Here is a 21310-nt window from a genome sequence, read left to right on the forward strand (position 1 = left end):
GTGAGTGGTTCACGCACGACCGCACAGTAGCTTTAGACGAGCGGCCCCCGAACGTCGGGGTATGAGACGCCGCCGGTACCTCGCTGGCCTCGCCGCCGGGACGGGGAGCGCTCGCGGGGTGTTCGTCCCTGAGCGGGACCGGCCTCGGCGACGACTCGCCGACGAGCGCGACGCTCGACGACCGGACGGCGGGCGAGACCGGTCAGCGCACGCGGCGTCCGGGAGCGCAGTTCCGGGACGTGTCACTGCCGGTCCCGGAGAGCGACCTCGACAGAGGGGCCCAGAAAGACGGCATCCCTGCCATCACCGACCCGGCGTTCGCGGCGGACTGGTCGGGCGTCGAGAACCGCGGGGAGTCGCTCGAACTCGACGACGAGGACACCGTCGTCGGCGTCGCCCGCGACGGCGAGGCCCGGGCCTACCCCCTCCGGATTCTCGACTGGCACGAGGTCGTCAACGACGAGTTCGGCGGCCCCCTGCTGGTGACGTTCTGTCCGCTGTGTGGCAGCGGGATGACCGCGGTCAGACGGGTCGACGGCGAGGTAACTACCTTCGGCGTCTCGGGACTGCTGTTCCGCAGCGACCTCGTGATGTACGACGCGGCGACCGAGAGCCTCTGGAGTCAGATTATGGCGACGGCCATCCGCGGGCCGCGGACCGGCGAGTCCCTAGCGTTGGTCCCGTCGTCGCTCACCACGTGGGGCGAGTGGCGGACCGACCACCCCAGGACGCGCGTCCTCCTCCCGCCGCCCGACTCGGGGACGATAACCGACGCCCCGCCGCGGCCGTACGGCCGTGACCCGTACGTCGGCTACGCGGACAGCGACCGCATCGGCATCGGCGGCGGTGACAACCCCGACGACCGTCTCGCCCCGAAGACCACCGTCGTCGGCGTCGCGGACGGCGAGAGCGCCCGCGCGTACCCCCTGCCTCGGGTGCAAGAGATGGACGTCGTCAACGACACCGTGGGAGACCTGCCGGTCGCCGTCGCCGCGACGGCCGCGGGAACGCTGGTCGCGTACGTCCGCCGACTCGACGGCGAAACGGTCACTGTCGGACGGGACGGACGGTACCTCACGGCTGAGGGGTCGCGGTTCCGGGTGACCGACGGCGTCGCCGTCGACGGCCCCCACGAGGGGGCGCGTCTCGAACAGGCCAACAGCATCTCCCCGAAGTTCTGGTTCGCGTGGGCGAACTTCCACCCCGAGACCGACATCTGGTCGCCGTAGGTGCTGGGGGAGTTTTGCCGCCGTGGACCGTACGTCCGCTATGCTCGTTCGTGAGTTGATGACACGGGACGTGGTGACCGTGTCGGCCGACGCGACACTTCGGGAGACCGTCGGAGAGCTACGGGACCACAGTGTCGGATCGGTGGTCGTCGTGGACGGCGACGGCGCCCCGATCGGTATCGTCACCGAGTCCGACGCGCTGGCGGCCGCCCACGAGACGGACGACCCGCTCTCGGCGCTTCGTGTCGGTGACCTCTCGCACCGGCCGGTCGTCACGACCGAACCGGACCGGTCGGTCACGCACCTCGTCCGGCGGATGGTCGACGAGGACATCAAGAAAGTGCCCGTTCTCGACGACCTCGACATCGTCGGTATCGTCACCCTGACCGACATCGTCTGGGAACTGTCCGAACTCCGCTCTGAGGCCGCGGATCTGGCAACGCCGCCGAACGGGTGGGGACCGAACTAGCGGCCGCGCCGACCCTTTGTCTGCCGGTAATCCCGCTGGAGCAGGTCCTCGAAGTGCTCGACGAACGCCTGCCGTTGCTCGTCGGTCTGTTCGCTCGGGGGAATCATCGGGAGAATCTCGAACCCGCGGCCCCGGACCGTCGTGCCGTGCTCCTCGACGACGTCGAAGTCCTCGGCGTTGCGGGTGGTGTACTCCCACGCCAGCGCTTCGAGGACGCCCTGGCCGACGGCGACGATTATCTCGGGGTTTATCATCCGGAGTTCGCTGGTGCGGTAAGGCTCGCAGTTGCGGACCTCCTCGTCGGTGGCCGCTCGGTCCGGGTGGAAACACCGCGTGACGTACGTCAGAAAGACGTTCTCTAAGTCGGGTTCGATGCTGTCGACCGGCGAGTCGGTGAAGTCGAACCCGCGGAGAATCTCCATCAGTCCCTCGCCGTCCGCGCCGCCGACGAACGGGACCCCCGACTCGTCGACGCCGGCATCCGGTTCCTCACCGACGACGACGAACTCCGCCCCCACGTCGCCGTAGCCGTGGACGACCTGTGAACGAGTGTCACACAGCGCCTCGCAGTTTTGGCAGTCCTCGTCCATCCCGAAGGGGTTGTACGGGGACTCCTGATTCGCGTCCATACCGCTTGAAGCGTCTCCACCGGCAAAACTGGCGTGGTCGCCCACAGCCTCATTGTGAACCAGTCCCAAGAGACCGCCGTGAGCAACTATCGCCGCCTCGCACGCGTCGCCTACCTCGCGCTGTTCGTCGGTCTGACCTACGGCACCGACCTCCTGCCCGCGTACTCGCTCGGCTGGTGGGTCGGAGTCGCGGGGCTCGTCCTCGTCTTCTTCGACGCCGTGATCTGTGCCCGCCGCCGGTGGCGGGTCCTCCGTCGGGAGATGGACGGCGAAGAAGGGAACCAGGAGAGCGATCCGACCTGCTGAGGATCAGTCCTCGTCGACGGTCTCTGCCACCGTGTCAGCGTCGTCGGGGTCGTTGACCGGACTCGAGGGGTGGTAGTCGGTGTCGTACTCGCCGGGGCGGCCGTCGAGTCGGTCGGGGTTGAGCCGACCGCCGAGCAGCATAAAGTCCAGCACGGTACAGTAGAGCATCGCCTCGACGACGGGGACGGCCCGCGGCGGGAGCGTCGGGTCGTGGCGACCGACAACCTGAATCTCCTTCCGTTCGCCCGTCTCCCAGTCGACGGTCTCCTGCTCGCTCGGGATTGACACCGGCGGGTGCCACGAGACTTCGCCGTAGATTGGCTGGCCGGTGGTGATGCCGCCCTGAATACCGCCGTGGTCGTTGCCCTGCGGGACGGGGTCCCCTCTGTCTCGCGGGTCGGGACCCTCCCCGCTCGACTGTTTCGAGTCGCGTTGCGACTCGCTCTCCTCGAACTCCCAGTCCTCGTTGTACTCCGTCCCGGCCGTCGTCCGGGCCTCGCGGCCGATGCCGTACTCGAAGTCGTTGACCGCGGGGATTGAGTACATCGCTTGGGCGAGCCGTGAGGGGAAACTGTCGAACCGCGGGGCGCCGAGGCCGCGAGGGACGCCGCGGCACTCGAAGTACACCGCACCGCCGATGGAGTCGCCTTTCTTCTGGTACTCGTCGGCGAGTTCGCGCATCTCCTCGGCCGTCTCGGGGTCCCCACAGCGGACCTCGTTCTCCTCTGCGTGTTCGAGCATCTCCTCGAAAGTCACGTCCTCTGCGACGATATCACCGAGTTGGCAGACGTGCGCTTTGATCTGGATATCGTACTCGGACTGTTCGAGGACCTGTTTGGCGATGCCGCCGGCAGCGACCCAGTTGACCGTCTCGCGGGCCGAAGAGCGGCCGCCGCCGCCCCAGTTGCGCGTGCCGAACTTCGCCGAGTAGGTGAAATCGCCGTGGCTGGGCCGGGGCGCGGTGACGAACGGTTCGTACTTCCCCGAGCGGGCGTCCTTGTTCTGGATGACCATCCCGACGGGCGTGCCGGTGGTGTAGCCCTCCTGCAGGCCGGACTTGATCGACACCTCGTCCGGTTCCCCGCGGGAGGTTGTGATCATCGACTGGCCGGGCTTGCGCCGGTCTAAGTCGCGCTGGATGTCGTCCTCGTCGAGTTCGACGCCGGCGGGCACGCCCGACACCGTACAGCCCATCGCCTCCCCGTGGCTCTCCCCGAAGGTGGTGAACCGGAAGAGCCGACCGAAGCTGTTGCCGTTCATTACTCCCCTGTGAGGGTTGCGGGCATTTGAAAGCACCAGTTTCCGCGGCCGCTCACTCGAAGGCCCGACGGTACTGCGGCGGGACCCTGACCGCGTCCATCGCGTCCAGTTCCCGGGCCGCGTGGAGCGTAAAGTGGGGGTCACGGAGGTGTTCGCGCCCGACGATTACGAGGGCCGCCCGGTCGTTCGCCACGATAGCCTCGGCCTGTTCAGGCGTGGTGATACCACCCACTGTCCCGACGGCCACGTCCAACTCGGTCCCCTCGCGGACGCGTTCGGCGAAGGGTAGCTGGTAGTTCGGGCCGGCCGAGTCGGGGTAAGAATCGGGGGCGATACCGCCGCTGCTGACGTCTATCAGGTCGACGCCCAGCGACGCGAGGTCGTCGGCGACACGGACCGTGTCCGCGACAGTCCAAGAAGGGTCCTCGCGGTAGTCCGTCGCCGAGAGGCGGACGAACACCGGCTTCTCGTCGGGCCAGACCTCCCGGACGGCGCTCGTGACCTCACGGAGCAGACGCGTCCGGGCGCGGAAGTCCCCGCCGTAGCCGTCAGTCCTGTCGTTAGTGACCGGCGAGCAGAACTGGTGGAGGAGATAGCCGTGGGCGGCGTGGACCTCCGCTATCTCGAACCCGGCTTCGAGGGCGCGTTCAGCGCCCGCACGGAAGGAGTCGATCACCGAGTCGATGCCGTCGCGGTCGAGTCGATCGGTCGGCGGAGCCTCGGCGTCCTCGTAAGGCCACGGGTCGTCGGTCGGGCCGACGACGTTCCAGCCGCCCTCGTCGGGTCCGAGAGGGTCGTGGCCCTCCCACGGTCTGCTCGTGGCGGCCTTCCGGCCGGCGTGAGCGAGTTGGATCGCCGGCACGCCCCCCTGCTCGCGGACGAACGCCGTGATGGGGGCAAGCGAGTCGACGTGGGCGTCGTCCCAGATGCCGAGGTCCTCCGGCGAGATACGGCCGCGAGCCTCGACGGCGGTCGCTTCGGTCATGACGATTCCGGCGCCGCCGACCGCGCGGGCGCCGAGATGGGTGCGGTGCCAGTCGGTGGCGTGGCCGTCACGTGCCTCACAGGAGTACTGGCACATCGGCGAGACCATCACGCGGTTGGGGGCGGTCGTCGACCGCAGTTCGAGGGGGGAGAACAGCTCCGAACTCATCGGCGGTCGTAGAGTCGTCGGCCCGAAGAACCCGGCGGTACGGAGGCGGGGCGACGGCACGCGAGCAGCCGTCTCCGGGGCGGACGGACGCCGCCTGCGCCGACTTTAGCAATTCTTAAAGGTCGGCGTCCGGAACAAGGGGTACGGATGAGCCAGAGCCACCAGAAGCGGCGTCAAAAGTGCATCTCGTGCGGGATCAACATCTCCGGCACGAGCGCCGCCGCGTTCAAGTGCCCGGACTGCGGGCACCAGATCTACCGCTGTGCGAAGTGCCGCAAGCAGAGCAACCTCTACAAGTGCCCCGACTGCGGTTTCACAGGACCATGAGCAAGGTCGCAGCCCAGATCAAGGTGATGCCGGACAGTCCCGATATCGACCTCGACGACCTCCAAGAGCGACTCGAACAGTCCCTCCCCGAGGGCGCGAAGATCAACGGGTTCGAGCGGGACGAGGTCGCGTTCGGTCTCGTCGCACTGCTCCCGACGGTCATCGTCCCCGACGACTCCGGCGGCACCGACGCCGTCGAGGAGCGGTTCGCCGAAGTCGACGGCGTCGAGTCCGTCTCCGTCGAGAACGTCGGTCGCCTCTAACTGCGGCGCCTCTGTTTCGGAGTGCCACACCGCCAGCGACGGCGCTGTGCCCATCGGGCGACACCGCGCGGACGGAACGCACGTTTTATATGGCCGACCGGACTACCGTGGGCCAAGAATGCCCAGTTCGAACGGACCCAAGAAGGGAACCCGGAACAAGCTCAAAAACGACCCCCGCGACCGGGGGACATCGCCGCCCCAGCGCGCCGTCCAGCAGTTCGAGGAGGGCGACTCCGTCCACCTGGCCATCGACCCCTCCAGCGACGACGGGGCCTTCCACCCGCGGTTCAACGGCCACACCGGCGTCGTCACCGGCGCGCAGGGCACCGCCTACAAGGTCGCCATCACCGACGGTGGCGTCGACAAGACCCTGATCGTCAAGCCCGCGCACCTCCGCCGGCAGGAATAACGCCGCACAGCGAGGACCTATGACGATATTCAAAGAGAAGCTAGACGAGGAGTATCTCACCCTCGCGGAGACGAAAGTCATCCTCGAGGACATCGAAGCGGAGCGAGCGGACGACGAGGACCGGGAGATGCGCTACGAACTCGCTCGGGCCATCGAGCACGTCAACCGCTTCGCCAAGTTCGAACCCGAGGAGTCCCGGGAGTTCGTCGCTGAACTGCAGGAACTCGAACAGGTCGACGAGGCGACGGCGTACAAGATAGTCGACCTGCTCCCCCAAGACCGGGACGAACTGCGCTCGCTGTACGCCCAACAGCGGTACTCGCTGTCCGGCGACGAACTCGACGAGATTCTCAACGTCGTCGCGAAGTACGCCTGATCACTCCTCGCGTTCGTCCGTCTCGTCGGCCCGCCGGCTCACGTCCACCTGATAATGTTCGAGGATGTCCCGCCCGAGCAACAGCGAGTACGACATGTGGCTGCGATCCTCGACGCTCGCGGTGACGGTGTGACGGCTCCCGCCGACGGTGACGACCAGATCGACCACCGGGCGGCGTTTCGAGACTTTGTTCGACCCCGACCGGACCTTGGTGATGGACTTTATCGGACCGGCGCCGATCTCGGCCGCCAGCGCGGTGTCGATGCTCGTCCGCGCCGCGCCGGTGTCGGACTTGGCCGCGACGGTCGAAGAACCGCTGGTACCGCTGACGATGACCTCCTCGATGTAGCCGATGGACTGTGACTCGCCGCGCGTCCGGGTCTCGGGCGCGGGCTTGCACGAGGGCTCCGAGTCGTCGAGTGTCGCCGCAAGCTTCTCGACGTGGTTGTCCTCGACCGTCCCGCCGGCGGTCCGGATCGCTTGGGCGGCGATGTAGGGAGCAGGGCTGGTGCCGGTAGCCTCGAACAGTCCCCGGAAGCCAGCGGTGGGGTTGACTTCGAGGACACACCAGCCGTCGTCGCTCTCGACGAGGTCGACGCCGGCGTAGTCGAGGCCCACGGTCGCGGTCGCTTTCACCGCGAGTTGCAGGACCGAATCGGGGACCTCGTCGGTAGCGTCGACCACCTCGCCGCCGAGGGCGACGTTGGTCCGCCAGTCGTTGTCGGGCGCGTAGCGGAACATCGCCGCGACGGGCCGGTCGCCGACGACGTACACCCGGAGGTCACGCGCGCGTTCGCCGTCGGGCGACCCCAACAGCGACTGGAGGAACGCCGCGCGGTTGCCGACGCGGGCGTGACCTGATCCGTGGGACCGACTTTCCAGGTGCCGCCGCCGTGGGTGCCGATGGCCGTCTTGTACACCGCCGTCTCGCCGCCCTCGGCCAGTCGGCGCGTGAGTCGCTCACTCGACAGCGCCATATAGGCGTCCGGGACGGGAACGTCCGACTGGGCGAGCGTGACCGCGGCGGCGACCTTGTGCATCGCAATGAGGGTGTTGTGTGGCTGGTTCAACGTGGGGCGGAGCGCGGCGACGGTAGTGGCGAGGCCGAGTTCCTCCGCGGGGTCCTCCGATTTCGACAGTAGGAGCCGGTTGACGACGACGTCGGCCGCTGGTTCGAGCGTCGGCCGCCCGTCGGCGATGTCGACGACGGTGTTCTCCCGGCGGAGCCACGCGGGGTCGTGATCCAGTGCTTCCACGGCGTTGCAGATGGCCTTTGACTCCATACTGTTGTGAAGCTCATAACGCCGACAGTGAGCGGGGAACGGTCTGTCATAGTTCGTATAGGTCAGCGCGGGATAAAGTCACTGCGGGTGGTCGCGCCGTCGAGTGTGACCGGCCCGGGCGCCGTCACTGCTTTGTGCACGCCCACTCTGTCAGGGGTATGGAGGACGCCGAACCGTTCACCGTCGGGGACGTCACGGTCGAACCGGGTAGCGCACGGAACTTCCGCTACCGCGTCAGTGAGACGTACCTCGGCGAACCCGTCCGGATGCCGGTGACGGTCGTCGTCGGCAAAGACCCCGGACCGACAGTCGTCCTGACGGCGGCGGCCCACGGGGACGAACTCAACGGCATCGAGGTGGTCCGGGAGGTGGCACAGGAGTTGGACCACGACGGCCTCGCCGGGACGCTGATCTGTCTCCCCGTGCTCAACGTCCCCGGCTTTCTCGCCCAGAAGCGGTACCTGCCCGTCTACGACCGGGACCTCAACCGCGCGTTCCCGGGCGACAGCGACGGTACCGGCGCGAGTCGGATGGCGAGTCGTATCTTCGAGCCGTTCGTCTCGGCCGCCGACCTCGGACTCGACTTTCACACCTCGACACGCGGTCGGACGAACATGCTCCACGTGCGAGCGGACACGACGGACGAACGGGTCGACCGCCTCGCGAAGGCCTTCGGGACGCACGTCGTCATCGACAGCGAGGGCAGCGAGGGGACGCTCAGACGGGCGGCGACAGCGGCCGGCACGCCGACCGTCACCGTCGAGATGGGCGAGGCCCACCGGTTTCAGCGAGCGCTCATCGATCGAGCGCTCGACGGCGTCCGGAGCGTCTTCGCGGAGTTCGGGTTACTGGAGAGCGAGACCGTCCGCTGGCCGGGGTGGCGGACCGTCATCGAGGACAGCGGCGACCGGACGTGGCTCAGGGCCGACACGGGCGGATTGGTGGATATGCACCACGACCGCGGGACGCTCGTCTACGCCGGAGAGGCCATCTGTACCATCGCCTCCCCGTTCGGCAACGAGACGAGTCAGGTCGTCGCCCCCTTCGACGGGGTGTTGGTCGGCGTGCTGGAGAACCCGGTCGTCTACCCCGGGAACCCCCTCGTCCATCTGGTCGCCGTCGACGACCGCACGCGCCGGGCGATCGAGAGCCGGCAGTGACCTGCTTGCTTTTAAGTACGCTCTCGTCGTAGCGAGAACTATGACTGACGACGACGAGTCGGGTACGCCGCAGGCTGTCGTACTCGACTATCTGCCGCACGGCCGGTCCGACGACGACCGCCCGCAGTACCAGAAACAGCCGGTCGGCTACGCCGTCTCGATCGAGGAGTTCCGGCTGTACGAACTCGTCTTCGCCGAGGACAGCGACGTCTCCATCGGGGACACCGTCCCCGTCGAGACGGAGGGGCCGGTCGAACGTCTGCGCGAGATAGCGTACGAGGACCTCTCGGGCGGTGCGAACTCCGAACTGGAGTACGCCATCCACGACATCATCGACGACAACGAACAGCGGTTCGTCGACTTCTACAACGACGCGCCGCCGATCACGACCCGCCTGCACGCGCTGAACCTCCTCCCGGGCATCGGGAAGAAGTTGCGCAACAACATCCTCGATACGCGAAAGCGCCGGCCGTTCGAGAGCTTCGCGGACATCGAGGCGCGAGTCGACGGCCTGCACGACCCCCGCGAGGTGCTGGTCGAGCGGATCATAGAGGAGATCCGCGAGGACGACCTGAAATACCGGACGTTCGCAAAGCGCGAGGAGTGATGGACCGAGAGCCACGCGACCCGGACGCGTTGCTTCGGCGGGCCGGCGCTTCCGGCAACCCCGACCGCGATCAGCACTTCCTGATCGACGACCGGGTGCTTGACCGCCTCCCGGAGTACGCCGAGGGGATGGACCTGACGCACGTCCTCGAAATCGGCCCGGGGACGGGCGCGCTGACCGACCGACTGCTCGCGGTCGCCGACTCGGTCACCGCGGTCGAGCGCGCCCGAGTTGGCGGGGTTCCTCCGCGAGGAGTTCGACGCGGAGATAGCGGCGGGTCGGCTCACCGTAATCGAGGGCGACGCCCTGGAGGTCGACCTCCCGGAGTTCTCGGCGTCGGTGTCGAACCTCCCCTACGGTGCGTCGAGCGAGATCATATTCGAGTTGCTGCCGGCGGGAAAGCCGCTGTTGGTGATGGTACAGGCGGAGTTCGGCGAGCGGATGGCTGCCGACCCCGGGACCGACGACTACGGCCGCCTGTCGGTGACCGCGGGTCACTACGCGGACGTCGAAGTGGTCGAACCGGTGCCGCCGACGGCGTTCTCGCCGCCGCCGGCCGTCGACAGCGCCGTGGTCCGGACGACGCCGCGGGACCCGGCCTACACCGTTCCCGACGACGAGTTGTTTATGGACCTCGTTCGCGGGGTGTTCACCCAGCGGCGCAAGACGATGCGCAACGCCGTCCGGAACACCCCGCACATCACCGGTCTCGGCGACCCGGACGCCGTCGTCGACGCCGCGGGGGAGACGCTGATGAGCAAGCGAGCCGGGAACGTGACGCCCGCCGAGTTCGCGAAGTTGGCCCAGATCGCGGCAGAGGTGGGTGATCCGTGAGTATCGGTACAGCCGTAGCGGCGCTTCCGGCTGGGACGGTCGGTACAGCCGTAGCGACGCTTCCGGCTGGGACGGTCGGTACAGCCGTAGCGGCGCTTCCGGCTGGGACGGTCGGTACAGCCGTAGCGACGCTTCCGGCTGGGACGGTCGGTACAGCCGTCGGGATAGTCGCGGCCGTCCTGTCGACATCGGTCAGGCAGTGGGTTGCGACTGCCGCCGTCCTGTTCGGGGTCGTCGCGGCGAGTTTCGGCATCCGGCAGGTCGGTCGGTGGCTCCGGTCGGAGTACGACCCGCGGGGGTCGACGCTGGAGGCGGTACAGGCGGCGCTGATCGTCGCGCTCGCGGCCGGGGCGACGGCCGCCGTCCTGTTGATCTGGGGCGAGAACGACATCGGGGCGGCGCTGGCGGGCGCGCTCGAACCCGAGCCGTCGACGGTCATCCGGCTACTGGTGACGTTTTTCCTGTTGCTCGGGGCGTGGGGCGCGACGGTGTTCGTCGAGCGGGTCATCTCGGTGGTGGCCGCCGAGAACGACGCGCTGACCCGCCACCAGCAGGAAGTGGGGTACAACGTCGCCAAGGTGGGGCTGTACCTGCTGGCCGTCGTCGCGGCGGTGGCGGCGTGGGGGATCAAAATCGGCGACGTGCTGCTCGGGGCCGGGTTCCTCTCGGTCGTCCTCGGACTCGCCGCCCGGCAGACGCTCGCGTCGGTACTCGCCGGGTTCATCCTCCTGTTCGGGCGGCCTTTCGACATCGGCGACTGGATCGTCGTCGACGATCAGGAGGGCGTGATCACTGACGTCTCCATTTTCAACACGGAACTGCGGACGGTCAACGGCGAGTTCGTCGTCATCCCCAACGACGTGGTGACGAACACGAGTCTCGTCAACCGGTCCCGCCGGGGGCGACTCAGGGTCGACGTCGAGGTGGGCGTCGACTACGACACCGACCTCGACCGCGCCCGCGAGTTGGCGACCGAGGCCGTCGCCGACCGGGCGGGCGACGTGATACAGGAGGTCCCGGAACCGAAGACGGTGCTCGTGCGGTTCGGCGACTCCGCCGTCGTCTTGGAGACGCGGTTCTGGATCGACGACCCCAGCGCCGAGCGCCGCTGGGAGGCACAGACACAGGCCGTCACCGCCATCAGGCAGGCGTTCGAGGCGGCCGAAATCACCATTCCGTTCCCCCAGCGGACGCTCAACCAGCGCCTCTCCGAGGACCCGGAGGACGAGCGATGAGCGACGACCCCGAACTGGCCGACAAGCGGGACCTAGCGCAGGTGTACCAACCGGCCGAGGACTCGGCGTTGCTCGCCTCTGCGCTACCCGAGTTCGTCGACCCGGGCGACCGGGCACTGGACGTCGGCACCGGGTCGGGATACATCGCGGCCGAGATGACCGAGGCCGGCGCGGACGTCCTCGCTTCCGACCTGAACCCGCTCGCCTGCGAGCAGGCGCGGGCGAACGGCCTCGACGTCGTCCGCGCGGACCTCGTCTCTCCGTTCGTCGACGACGCGTTCGACGTGGTGGCGTTCAACCCGCCGTACCTCCCGACGCCGGAAGCGGTGGAGTTCGACGACTGGATGGAGCGGGCGCTCTCGGGCGGGGAGGACGGCCGCCGGGTCGTCACGCCGTTTCTGGAGCGCGTCCCCCGGGTGTTGGCCCCCGGCGGGACAGTGTTGTTGCTGGTGAGTTCGCTGACCGATATCGAGGCCGTCCGGGCTATCGCGGCCGACAACGGCCTAGACGCGACCGAGGTGGCCGAGGAGAAAGTGCCGTTCGAACGGCTCGTCGTCCTCGCGTTGACACACCCTGATGATAATTACTGAGTGAACGTTTCACCACTATTACACAGATGCTACATACGTTCACGCGAGTAGTGACAGAGAACGCGGGTAGCGTATGGCACCAGTGATCGACCTATCGGGTGGTGGGGAAAAACGGGTCAGCGACATCGAGTCCTCCGGGTTGGCGGGGACGCCGGTCACCGAGACAGTGGGGCCGGACGAGGAGGTTCGGTACGGCCTCGTGAGCAAGCGCGGCGACGTGACCGTCGAACGCGACGGAGAGACGACCGAACATACGGCCGGCCGAGGGTACAGGACGGTGACGGCGGTGACGGACGTCCGGTTGCTCGTCGTCGTCGGCGGGGACGACGGCGGCGACGACCGTGTCGTCTCCATCCCCGTCGAGGCCATCGACACCGTCGAGACCCACCAATCGTTTCTGAGCGGCGGCCTCCGGATCGAGACCGCCGGCGGCGAGAAGTGGTCGATTCCGTGTAAGGGTGACCTCGATGGCGTCGTCGAGTTCGTCCGGACGGCAACGCGGGCCTGGCGGCGCGCGACCGGTTCGCCGCGGAGGCCGGGGACTTACTCGACGACGCCGAGCGAGCGCTGGCGGAGGGGGACACCGACGCGGCATTTGCCACCCTCGACGAGGCGGAGGAGATGGTCGTCGGCGGGCGGGACCGACTGGCGGAGTACGATGTCGGAAGCCGCGTCCCGGAGATGGCGGGGCTGACCGACTGCTCGGGACGGATCGACGCACTGCGCCGGCGTGCACACGCGACGGTCGGTGACGCGGCCAGACGGGACGCACGGACCGCGCAGGACGTAGGCGACTACGGGGACGCCGTGTCGGCCTACGCCGACGCCCGGGACGCCTACGAACGCGCGCTGACGTACGACGGCGACCGGCCGGACGGCGAGTCGTTGCGCGAACGGCTCTCGTCGGTCCACAGCGAGGAGGCCGAACTGGCGACGACGCCGCAGTCGGTCGCACAGGCGGCCTACGAGCGGGCCGACTCGCGCGAGCGACCGCTGCCCGCCGCCCGGGCCTACCGCGTCGCGCTCGACCGCTACCGGGAGTTACTCGGGCTCTCGTGGGGACCGACGGCCTTCTTCGTCGGCGACAGCGACGCCATCGAGGAGCGGATTCTCGACATCGTCGACGGCGTCGTCGACGCGCGGATAGCGGCCACGCGGCGCGCGCTCTCGGCGGCGGACACTTTCGAGGTCCGGGGCGCGACCGACCCCGCGCTGTCGGCTTGCGCCGTCGCCGAGGCTCACCTCGAGGCCGCTCGGGACGCCGTCACGGAACTGGCACCGGACCGGGAGGGCGTCCTCGACGTCTACCTCGGGGCGGTCGAGGACGCACGCGAGCGCATCGAGTCGGCGAGCGAGGACGAGACAGACGGGGCGTCCGGCACAGTCGCGCTACCGCCGCCGGACGACGAGGAGGACGTATCGGCGGCCGACGAGCGCGCAGCGGACGGTGTCGCCGCCGAGGACGACACCGACGAGTGGACATCGTTGGAACCAGCGGGCGAGGACACCCTGCAGGAAGCCGGACCGGACGGACTGGCCGCCTCGCTTGAGGCCCTCGACCGCGAAGCGTGTCGCCGTCTCGTCGCCGACACGTGGCAGGCGCTCGGCTGGGAGACGACGGTCTTCGGCGCGTCGTCCGGGAAGTACGACGTGATGGCGACCGTCGAGACGCCCGTCGACCTCCGGATGGCCGTCTGGGTGGTCCACGACCCCGAGGGGGCGCTCTCGCCAGCGGACATCGACCGCTGTGCGGCCGACCAATCGCCGGCAGACGTCGTCTCTCTCGTCACGACGGCCACAGTCCCCGAGGCCGTCCGGGAGCGAGCGGACGACCACGGCGTCAAACTTCTCGACCGGTCGGACCTGACGGAACTGCTGGAATCGGAGGGGGTGACGCACCTGCTCTCGTCGGCCACACCCGCAAAAGATAACTGAGAAGCATTTATCGAAGTAGTAAATATTAAAGACCGTCATCACCTATCCACGGGCAATGACGGAAATCGTAGCCACGACACCGGGGCTGTACCCGTTGCCGGACTGGGCGAAAGACGACCTCTCGGACCTGAAAGGCCACCAGAAGGGCGACCTGATCAGTGGTGACGAGGGCGGGGAGATCGCCGCCGCGTACGACGAGGCGCGGGCCGAAGTGATCGAGCGCCAACAGGACGCCGGACTGGACCGCGTCGTCGAGGGCCAACTTCGGTGGGACGATATGCTCGCTCATCCGCTGACCGTCCACGACAGCGTCGAGACGGGCGGCATCGTCCGCTACTACGACAACAACAACTTCTGTCGGGACCCGGTCGTCGAGGGCGACCTCTCGGCCGACGGCGGCGACGTGGCCGCCGAACTGGACGCGGCCGCCGAACTCGTCGAGGAGGGCCTGCAGGCGGTCCTCCCCGGCCCCTACACCCTCGCGGATCTGGCGACCGACGAGCACTACGGCGACGACGCGGCGTTTCTCGACGCCGTCGCCGACTTCCTCGGCAGCGAGGTCGACGCCTTCCCCGACGTCGAGACGCTGCTCCTGTTGGAGCCGTCGCTGGTCGAGAACGCGCCCGGAGACGGCGTCGACGAGCGTGCCAGCGAGGCAATCGACGCCGTGGCGTCGGCCGCGGACGCCGAGGTCGTCGTCCAGACCTACTGGGGCGCGCTGGAGGAGAAGGTCCACGCCCACCTGCTGGACGCCGATATCGACGCCGTGGGCTATGACTTCGTCTCCGACCACGAGCAGACCCTCTACAACATCAACGAGTACGGCACGAAAGACGACATCTCGCTGAGCGTCGTCGACGGCCAGAACACGCTTGTCGAGACGCCCGCCGAGATCCGCGAGCGCATCGAGTGGGTCACCGAGGAGACGACCAACGATTTCGACACCGTCTACGCGAGTGCCAACACCGAACTGTTCTACCTGCCGGTGAACAAGTTCGAGGCGAAACTGGACGCACTGGCCGACGCCGCCGACCTAGAGGAGGTACACGCATGACTGACACACGAGAACAGTTCCGACCGGAGGACCACCCCAACGACCACTTCCTGATGACCACCGTCGTCGGGTCCTACCCCAAGCCCAAGTGGCACAACCGCGCCCGCGAGCTGTTCGAGGACGAGGACTCGGAGTTCGACGTGGACAACTGGGAGGAAGCCAAAGACGACGCCGCCCGCCTCATCACGAAAGAGCACGAGCGCGCCGGCGTCGACGTCGTCACCGACGGCGAGATGCGGCGCAACGAGATGGTCGAGTACTTCGCCCACCGCATCGACGGCTACGACTTCAACGGCCGCGTGAAGGTGTGGGGCCACAACTACTTCGACAAGCCCAGCGTCGTCGACGAAGTCGAGTACGACGAGCAGTGGCTGGTCGAGGAGTTCGAGTTCACCGACGACGTGGCCGACGCGCCCGTCAAGGTCCCCATCACGGGCCCGTACACCCTCGCCTCGTGGAGTTTCAACGAGGTCTACGACGACGAGGAGCAACTCACCTACGCGCTCGCCGATCTGGTCAACGAGGAGATCGACGCGCTGGTCGAGGCCGGCGCGCGCTACATCCAGATCGACGAACCCGCGCTGGCGACGACGCCGGACGACCACGCCATCGTCGGCGAGGCCCTCGAACGCATCGTCGACGACGTGCCCGAAGACGTCCGTCTCGGCCTGCACGTCTGTTACGGCGACTACTCCCGTATCTACCCCGAGATTCTGGACTACCCCGTCGAGGAGTACGACCTCGAACTCGCCAACGGCGACTACGAGCAACTCGACGTCTTCAAAGACGACGAGTTCACCGAGGACTTCGCGATGGGCGTCGTCGACGTCCACACAGCCGAAATCGAGTCCGTCGAGGAGATCAAAGACAACATCAAGAAGGGACTCGAGGTCGTCCCGCCCGAGCGACTCACCGTCTCCCCGGACTGTGGCGTGAAGCTTCTCCCGCGGGAGATCGCCTACGGCAAGATGGAGAACATGGTCAAAGCGGCCCGGGAAGTCGAGGCGGAACTCGACGCCGGCGAGATCGATGTCGTCGCTGGTGACGCCGCGACCGCTGACGATTGAGTAGCAGACGCCGAGCGAAGCGAGGCGTGTCACTCGACCGAGCGCCGTAGGCGCGAGGGAGAGCCTTTTCCCCACGTTTTTGTCGCGAGTGGGTCCCGCAGCGAACGAAGTGAGCGAGGAAACCCGAGCGGCAAACAGTGGGACGGTTAGTGCAAAGCGTGGACCTCGCCGCGGATGGTGCCGACGACGACGTATCCCTCGCCGACGGCGGGAGACACCTCGGCGGCGTAGCCCACGTCGTGGCGCCACAACTCAGTCCCGTCGGTGACGTCGATGGCGCGGACGACGGCGTCTTCGCTGGCCAAAAAGAGCGTGTCGTCGACGAGGGCAGTCGTATCACCGATACCGTCGGTCTCGACGACGTCGGCACTACGGGCGCCGCTCTCGCGGTCCCAGACGTCGACGGCGTAGGTGGAGTCGCCGAAGATGCGGTCCTCGCTCACGGTGGGGTTGTCGTCCATCCCGCCGGCGACGGCCGTCCACAGTTCGCTCCCGTCGGCGGCGTCGAGGGCGTACATCGTCCCCTCGGTGGTCGAGGTGTACACCGTGCCGTCGTAGACGGTCGGCGACCCCGGACGGTTGTCCGTGCGGTGGTTCCAGACCTCCTCGCCGCTCTCGGCGTCGAGCTTGTAGACGTGGTCGTCGATGGAGGAGACGTATACCGCCCTGTCGTGGTAGGTCGGGACCGACTGTATCCCACCGGCGGTGCGGTAGGTCCAGCGCTCCTCGCCGGTCTCGCGGTCGACGGCGTAGACGGTGTCGTCGTTGTCACCGAAGAAGACACCCGTCGTCGACACCGCCGCCCCGCGGGGGACGTGCTCGCCAGCGTCGTACTCCCAGCGTGGTTCACCGGTCTCGGTGTCGAGAGCGAACAACGCACCGTTCTCGTTGGTCTGGTAGACGGTTTGTCCGGCGACGGCCGGCGACTGGTTGTACAGCCCCGTGCCGGCGTCGAAGGCCCACTGTTCGGTCCCGTCTTCCAGCGACAGGGCGTAGAGGTGTTCGTCCTCGCTGGGGACGTAGACGGTGCCGTTGTGGATGGCGGAGGCGGTGACGATTTGATCGTCGGTCTCGAAGGTCCACGCCTCTGAGACCGAGGACGTCGGCGGCGACCCCGGATCGGTCGCGCCGGTGTTGAACCGCGTCCGCTGGTAGGAAGGCCACGAACCGCTGGGTTCGACGGTCGGCGCGCCGCTCTCCGCCTCGTCAGTCCGCTCGCCGTCGTTCGAACATCCCGCGAGCGCGACGACACCGGCGGTCGCGCCGAGGAACGCGCGTCTGTCCATATACGAGGGTGTAATCGGCCAAGAACGAAAAAACGTACCGACGGTCGTGGGAGCGGACCATTACCCCCGTTCACGGACCCGCAGCGAGAGGCCGTTCTCGGGGCGGAGCGTGATCGCCGGCGACAACGAGAGGTCCGTCTCGGGGACCGTCTCGAAACTGAAAGCCTGCAAGAGTCGCGCCAGCACGAGGCGGGCCTCCATCAGCGCGAAGCGGTCGCCGATACAGCGCCGCGGCCCGCCGCCGAACGGGAAGTACGAGAAGCCGTGGCGCTCCGAGCGGTCCCGGCGCTCCCATCGGTCGGGGTCGAACGCAAGCGGGTTGTCGTAGAATCGCGGGTCGCGGTGGACCACCCATTGGGAGAGCAACACCGTCGCGCCCTCGGGAATCCGGTAGCCGTCGACGCGGTCGTCGCTCGTCGGTTGCCGGACGATGCTCGGCACCGGCGGATACAGGCGCATACTCTCCTGGACGACCCGTTCGAGATACGGGAGCGAGGGGAGGTCCATCACCGTCGGCGCCGTTCCGTCGAGTTCCGCGTCGAGTTCGGCGAGGACCCGCCGCTCGACTTCGGGATGTGTCGCCAGCAGGTAGAGCGTGAACGTCAGCGACTGGGCGGTGGTCTCGTGGCCCGCCAGCAACAGCGTCAACACCTCGTCGCGGACCGTCTCGTCGTCCATCCGGTTGCCGTCCTCGTCTTCGGCTTGCAGCAGCATCGAGACCACGTCGCCGCCGTCCCCGGTCGCACGGCTCTCGGCGACGATGTCTTCGACGATATCTCGCAGGGTCTCGCGGGCCGCTTGGTACTCTCTGTTGCCGGCGGTCGGCACCCAGTCGGGGATGTCGACCGGGCGAGCAGTCTTGCGCCGGAACTGCGCCATAACGGTCTCCAGGGCGTCGGCGATGTCCGACCCCGACTCGCGGATGTCGACCGCGAACAGCGCGTCCGCGACGATTTCCAGCGTCAGCGCCATCATCTCGCCGTGGACGTCCCGCACGCCCGGCGTCTCCCAGTCCCCGACCCGGCGCTCGGTGTAGCCGACCATCGTCTCGCCGTACTCCGCGATTCGTTCAGGGTGGAAGGCCGGTTCGACCTGATGGCGCTGGCGCCGCCACTGCTCGCCTTCGGCGTTCAACAGTCCGGTCCCGAGCAGCCCCAACCGGTCCTGAAAGAAGTCACCCTTGATGTACTGCTCGTTGTTCCTGACCAGCACGTGCTCGATATGATCGGGGTGAAAGAGCCCGTACAGCGCCCTGTCGCCGACGAACTCGATCCGTGCGACGTCGCCGTACTCGCGTGCGACCTCGGTCATCAGTCCGAGGCGGTCACCGGCGAGTCGCCGCGTGTTACCGAGCACCGGCAGCCCGCTCGGTCCGGGGGGCTCCTCGGCGTGGCTGTATCCCGTACCCATCGTGTCTCGATGTACAATTCGGTCGGAAATACGCCTTGGGATTAGTCATTCGTTTACTAACAGAGTACGAGGCGTTCGGGACGGTCGCGTGTCACGACCCCGATTCCGGCGTAGCGTCGGTGTACCACCACGCCCACGCGACGAGGACGGCCTGCATCGGCAGTCGCGCCCACAGCGCCGCGTCGGAGAGCGCACGGGACACACCGGGGAGTTCGAAACCGGCGTCGACGGCCATATAGACGTTCGCCGGGAACACCGCGACGAGCAACGCGATCAGTCCCCACGCCGACTGCCGGCGCGTCCGCTCGAACAGGACGCCGGCGCCGAGTACCACCTCCGCGACACCGGAGAGGTAGACGAGCGCTCGCGGCCACGGGAGCTGGGGCGGCACGGCCTGTTCGTACGCTCCCGGCACGACGAAGTGGAGTCATCCCCGCGACGACGTCAGATGATCCCCATCACGTACCGCAGCGGCCGTTTCGAGCGAGCGAGCAGCGAGGTCATATCCGGGTCCTATGGGCGGCGCCGTGGAAAGCGTTCCTCCCGGTGCGAGTGTCGCCGAGTCGTACAGTCGAACGCGACGGTTCGACGGACGCGGGCCCCGTGGGCGCTGTCGCTTGGACGACCCTAGAGACGTAGCGTGTCGTTCTAACAGCGGCCACGACCCCGAGTTACCCGACGTCCGACGACGAGAGCGGATTCGAGACCGAACTGAGCGACGGACCCACGGTGCCCGCTGCGCTCGGCACCGCATCGGCGACCGACCTCGCAGGTTGTAGTGGCGATAGCAGCAGCGACATCGCCCGCTCGTTCCCGCCGAAGTAGTAGGAAAACATAAGTACTCAGACACAATCAGTAAGTCATGAGACGACCCCTCGTTTCACGACGTCGGTTCGTGGTTGGAGCGACTGCAGCAGCGACTGCCCTCGCTGGCTGTACCGGCAGCGAGACGGCAGACGAAGATGACCCGGGCGACGACGCTCCTGGGGATGAGTCCGGTCGCGATTCCGACCACGCCCCGAGTACGACACGGGAGGATATCGAGACAGTTGCCGACGGGCGTGCGTCGAAATCAGAGACCAGTCCGGAGCCGGACTGTAGCAGGCTCACAGGTGCGCCGGTATCGTACGACGCCAGTGACACACTGTTTGTCTGCTCGTTTGACTACATCGACAGCTGGGAGTTGAGTGAGCCACTCGTCGGACCCGGCGGGCGAACACAGGGGATAACCAGCCCGCTCGTCACCGTCGATGGGGAGCGGGAGAGCGCCAGTATCCAGGTCGTTCAGTCTTCCGACGGGATTTCGGCCAGTGAGGTCGGTCGAGAAGTCACTGCGGCAACCGAAGGGCAGTACGCCCGCTTCACTGTAGTCGATGAGCAGGAGTTCGACGGGGAAACAGTTCGAGTCGTCGGTATCTCGGAGTCCGACCGGTCGTTCTTCCGGATGTGGCTCCCGTACGGACCTGCCGACCAACGCCAGTACTACTCGCTTACGATAAATACACGTACACGTATTCTCCGGCTGAACGAGAACAACGAGAGCGTCACACTGTGTAACGACCCGGTGTACACGGCCGCCGACACGGTGCGTGAGAGTTTACGACCGAACCCCGAGACAACTATCGAGGAGGTCTGAGTCACAGATGGCCAGTAGACACAACGCGGTGACTCGGCGTCGGTTCGTCCTCGGAACGGTCGGGGTGACAGCGGTCTTAGCAGGCTGTTCGGAGAACGAGACACCTACTGACGGGGACGACACCGACAGGGACGACGAGGAGTCGACACCGACGCCGGAGCGCCCGACGTCATCGAGTACCACCACACAAACAGCCGGTGACGAGACGACGCCTGAGGGGCCTCAATCGGTCTGTGCCCCCTTGGCTGGGAGTCCAACCGCGTACGACGTCTCGGGGACGCTGTACGTCTTCGCGTTCGACTATCCCGAGACGTGGACCATCGGAGAGCCGATTCCAGGACAGAGCGGGCGCTTTCAACAGATAACTAGCCCGCCCGTCAGTGTCAACGGCGACCCCAGGACAGCCACTGTCAGAGTTGGCCAGACAGTGCCTGCCCTCTCGGCGAGCGAGGTCGAAGCCGAGAAAGAGTCCCTGACGACACGGGACGTCGACGCGTTCGCCGTCGTCGACGAGCAGACCTTTGACGGCGAGAGGGTCGACGTACTCGGGTTTCCCGACATCCCCCCGTCGAGTTACCCCCCTGCGTACACACTGTACATTCCGTACGGGTCGGGCGATAGCCGTGAGTACTACAGGACGAGTATCGTGACGTACTCCGACGTCTACGGCCTCGAGGACCAGGACAGTGACGCGTGCAACGAACTCATACGGTCAGGGACAGAGACGGTTCGGAGGAGTCTCCGACCGAATCCAGAGACGACCGTCGACGACGCCTGAACGGAGGTGGCAGA

At 67.3% G+C, this 21310-nt stretch carries 22 protein-coding genes and 3 pseudogenes; 18 read left to right on the top strand and 7 right to left on the bottom strand.

Annotated elements, in window-relative coordinates:
- Window positions 1-239 precede the first annotated feature (239 nt).
- Both GJ629_RS04455 and GJ629_RS04460 read left to right on the top strand, forming a co-directional pair.
- Window positions 240-1229 (top strand): DUF3179 domain-containing protein, encoded by a 990-nt coding sequence (locus tag GJ629_RS04455; RefSeq protein ID WP_370515787.1) that lies wholly within the window; start codon window positions 240-242, stop codon window positions 1227-1229.
- Between the two features lie 40 nt (window positions 1230-1269).
- On the top strand, window positions 1270-1698 hold the full coding sequence (locus tag GJ629_RS04460; RefSeq protein ID WP_157511934.1) for a CBS domain-containing protein: 429 nt from the start codon (window positions 1270-1272) through the stop codon (window positions 1696-1698).
- Here GJ629_RS04460 and GJ629_RS04465 read toward each other — a convergent pair.
- Window positions 1695-2327 carry a uracil-DNA glycosylase family protein gene (locus tag GJ629_RS04465; RefSeq protein WP_157511935.1) on the bottom strand — a complete coding sequence of 211 codons (633 nt, stop codon included), beginning with the start codon at window positions 2325-2327 and terminating at the stop codon, window positions 1695-1697. The two genes, GJ629_RS04460 and GJ629_RS04465, sit on opposite strands and share 4 nt — an antisense overlap.
- Window positions 2328-2360: 33 nt before the next feature.
- On the opposite strand from GJ629_RS04465, the gene GJ629_RS04470 reads away from it, so the two are divergent.
- Window positions 2361-2633 (top strand): hypothetical protein, encoded by a 273-nt coding sequence (locus tag GJ629_RS04470; protein ID WP_157511936.1) that lies wholly within the window; start codon window positions 2361-2363, stop codon window positions 2631-2633.
- Window positions 2634-2636: 3 nt separating this feature from the next.
- Here GJ629_RS04470 and aroC read toward each other — a convergent pair whose 3' ends face one another.
- Together aroC and GJ629_RS04480 are read right to left on the bottom strand one after the other, a co-directional pair.
- Window positions 2637-3893: a chorismate synthase gene (gene aroC / locus GJ629_RS04475; RefSeq protein WP_157511937.1), complete on the bottom strand. Its 1257-nt coding sequence runs from the start codon at window positions 3891-3893 to the stop codon at window positions 2637-2639.
- Window positions 3894-3945: 52 nt separating this feature from the next.
- Window positions 3946-5046 carry an NADH:flavin oxidoreductase/NADH oxidase gene (locus GJ629_RS04480; RefSeq protein WP_157511938.1) on the bottom strand — a complete coding sequence of 367 codons (1101 nt, stop codon included), beginning with the start codon at window positions 5044-5046 and terminating at the stop codon, window positions 3946-3948.
- A 147-nt stretch (window positions 5047-5193) separates the two neighbouring features.
- Here GJ629_RS04480 and GJ629_RS04485 point away from each other — a divergent pair, with 147 nt between their 5' ends.
- The 4 genes from GJ629_RS04485 (at window position 5194) to GJ629_RS04500 (ending at window position 6421) form a co-directional block, all read left to right on the top strand.
- The gene (locus tag GJ629_RS04485) at window positions 5194-5373 is read left to right on the top strand and encodes an HVO_2753 family zinc finger protein (RefSeq protein ID WP_157511939.1); all 180 of its coding nucleotides are present in this window, start codon (window positions 5194-5196) and stop codon (window positions 5371-5373) included.
- Window positions 5370-5636, top strand: a complete 267-nt coding sequence (locus GJ629_RS04490; RefSeq protein WP_157511940.1) for an elongation factor 1-beta — start codon at window positions 5370-5372, stop codon at window positions 5634-5636. The genes GJ629_RS04485 and GJ629_RS04490 overlap by 4 nt, the downstream gene beginning before the upstream one ends.
- Before the next feature lie 118 nt (window positions 5637-5754).
- Complete coding sequence (locus GJ629_RS04495; protein WP_157511941.1) at window positions 5755-6045, top strand: 50S ribosomal protein L21e; 291 nt, start codon at window positions 5755-5757, stop codon at window positions 6043-6045.
- Between the two features lie 19 nt (window positions 6046-6064).
- Entirely contained in the window at window positions 6065-6421 is a 357-nt protein-coding gene (locus tag GJ629_RS04500; protein ID WP_157511942.1) for an RNA polymerase Rpb4 family protein, read from the top strand.
- Here the strand turns inward: GJ629_RS04500 and GJ629_RS04505 are convergent.
- Window positions 6422-7754, bottom strand: a pseudogene (locus tag GJ629_RS04505) (RimK/LysX family protein).
- 108 nt (window positions 7755-7862) lie between these two features.
- Here GJ629_RS04505 and GJ629_RS04510 point away from each other — a divergent pair.
- From GJ629_RS04510 to GJ629_RS04550, 9 genes and pseudogenes are all read left to right on the top strand, one after another.
- Window positions 7863-8864 (top strand): succinylglutamate desuccinylase/aspartoacylase family protein, encoded by a 1002-nt coding sequence (locus tag GJ629_RS04510; RefSeq protein WP_157511943.1) that lies wholly within the window; start codon window positions 7863-7865, stop codon window positions 8862-8864.
- A gap of 40 nt (window positions 8865-8904) precedes the next feature.
- Window positions 8905-9471: a DUF655 domain-containing protein gene (locus tag GJ629_RS04515; protein ID WP_157511944.1), complete on the top strand. Its 567-nt coding sequence runs from the start codon at window positions 8905-8907 to the stop codon at window positions 9469-9471.
- Window positions 9471-10305: pseudogene (locus GJ629_RS04520) on the top strand (16S ribosomal RNA methyltransferase A). Before GJ629_RS04515 ends, GJ629_RS04520 begins: the two are co-directional and overlap by 1 nt.
- Window positions 10302-11540, top strand: coding sequence for a mechanosensitive ion channel family protein (locus GJ629_RS17890; protein ID WP_157511945.1), 1239 nt, complete (start codon window positions 10302-10304; stop codon window positions 11538-11540). Before GJ629_RS04520 ends, GJ629_RS17890 begins: the two are co-directional and overlap by 4 nt.
- On the top strand, window positions 11537-12130 hold the full coding sequence (locus tag GJ629_RS04530; protein ID WP_157511946.1) for a HemK2/MTQ2 family protein methyltransferase: 594 nt from the start codon (window positions 11537-11539) through the stop codon (window positions 12128-12130). The genes GJ629_RS17890 and GJ629_RS04530 overlap by 4 nt, the downstream gene beginning before the upstream one ends.
- 73 nt (window positions 12131-12203) lie before the next feature.
- Window positions 12204-12824: a hypothetical protein gene (locus GJ629_RS04535; protein WP_157511947.1), complete on the top strand. Its 621-nt coding sequence runs from the start codon at window positions 12204-12206 to the stop codon at window positions 12822-12824.
- On the top strand, window positions 12752-14065 hold the full coding sequence (locus tag GJ629_RS04540; protein WP_157511948.1) for a restriction endonuclease: 1314 nt from the start codon (window positions 12752-12754) through the stop codon (window positions 14063-14065). Before GJ629_RS04535 ends, GJ629_RS04540 begins: the two co-directional genes overlap by 73 nt.
- 55 nt (window positions 14066-14120) lie before the next feature.
- Window positions 14121-15119 carry a 5-methyltetrahydropteroyltriglutamate--homocysteine methyltransferase gene (locus tag GJ629_RS04545; protein ID WP_157511949.1) on the top strand — a complete coding sequence of 333 codons (999 nt, stop codon included), beginning with the start codon at window positions 14121-14123 and terminating at the stop codon, window positions 15117-15119.
- Window positions 15116-16186 (top strand): methionine synthase, encoded by a 1071-nt coding sequence (locus tag GJ629_RS04550; protein ID WP_157511950.1) that lies wholly within the window; start codon window positions 15116-15118, stop codon window positions 16184-16186. Before GJ629_RS04545 ends, GJ629_RS04550 begins: the two co-directional genes overlap by 4 nt.
- A 146-nt stretch (window positions 16187-16332) precedes the next feature.
- Here GJ629_RS04550 and GJ629_RS04555 read toward each other — a convergent pair whose 3' ends face one another.
- The 3 genes and pseudogenes from GJ629_RS04555 to GJ629_RS16840 form a co-directional block, all read right to left on the bottom strand.
- Window positions 16333-17472, bottom strand: a complete 1140-nt coding sequence (locus tag GJ629_RS04555) for a PQQ-binding-like beta-propeller repeat protein (RefSeq protein ID WP_157511951.1) — start codon at window positions 17470-17472, stop codon at window positions 16333-16335.
- Window positions 17473-17532: 60 nt separating this feature from the next.
- Window positions 17533-18882: a cytochrome P450 gene (locus GJ629_RS04560; RefSeq protein ID WP_157511952.1), complete on the bottom strand. Its 1350-nt coding sequence runs from the start codon at window positions 18880-18882 to the stop codon at window positions 17533-17535.
- Window positions 18883-18973: 91 nt separating this feature from the next.
- A pseudogene (locus GJ629_RS16840) lies at window positions 18974-19386 on the bottom strand (hypothetical protein).
- 679 nt (window positions 19387-20065) lie between these two features.
- Here GJ629_RS16840 and GJ629_RS04570 point away from each other — a divergent pair.
- Entirely contained in the window at window positions 20066-20518 is a 453-nt protein-coding gene (locus GJ629_RS04570; RefSeq protein WP_157511953.1) for a hypothetical protein, read from the top strand.
- A 7-nt stretch (window positions 20519-20525) separates the two neighbouring features.
- Window positions 20526-21296 (top strand): hypothetical protein, encoded by a 771-nt coding sequence (locus tag GJ629_RS04575; protein ID WP_157511954.1) that lies wholly within the window; start codon window positions 20526-20528, stop codon window positions 21294-21296.
- Window positions 21297-21310: the final 14 nt, after the last annotated feature.

The organism is Halapricum sp. CBA1109 (genome assembly GCF_009741825.1).
GTDB lineage: Archaea > Halobacteriota > Halobacteria > Halobacteriales > Haloarculaceae > Halapricum.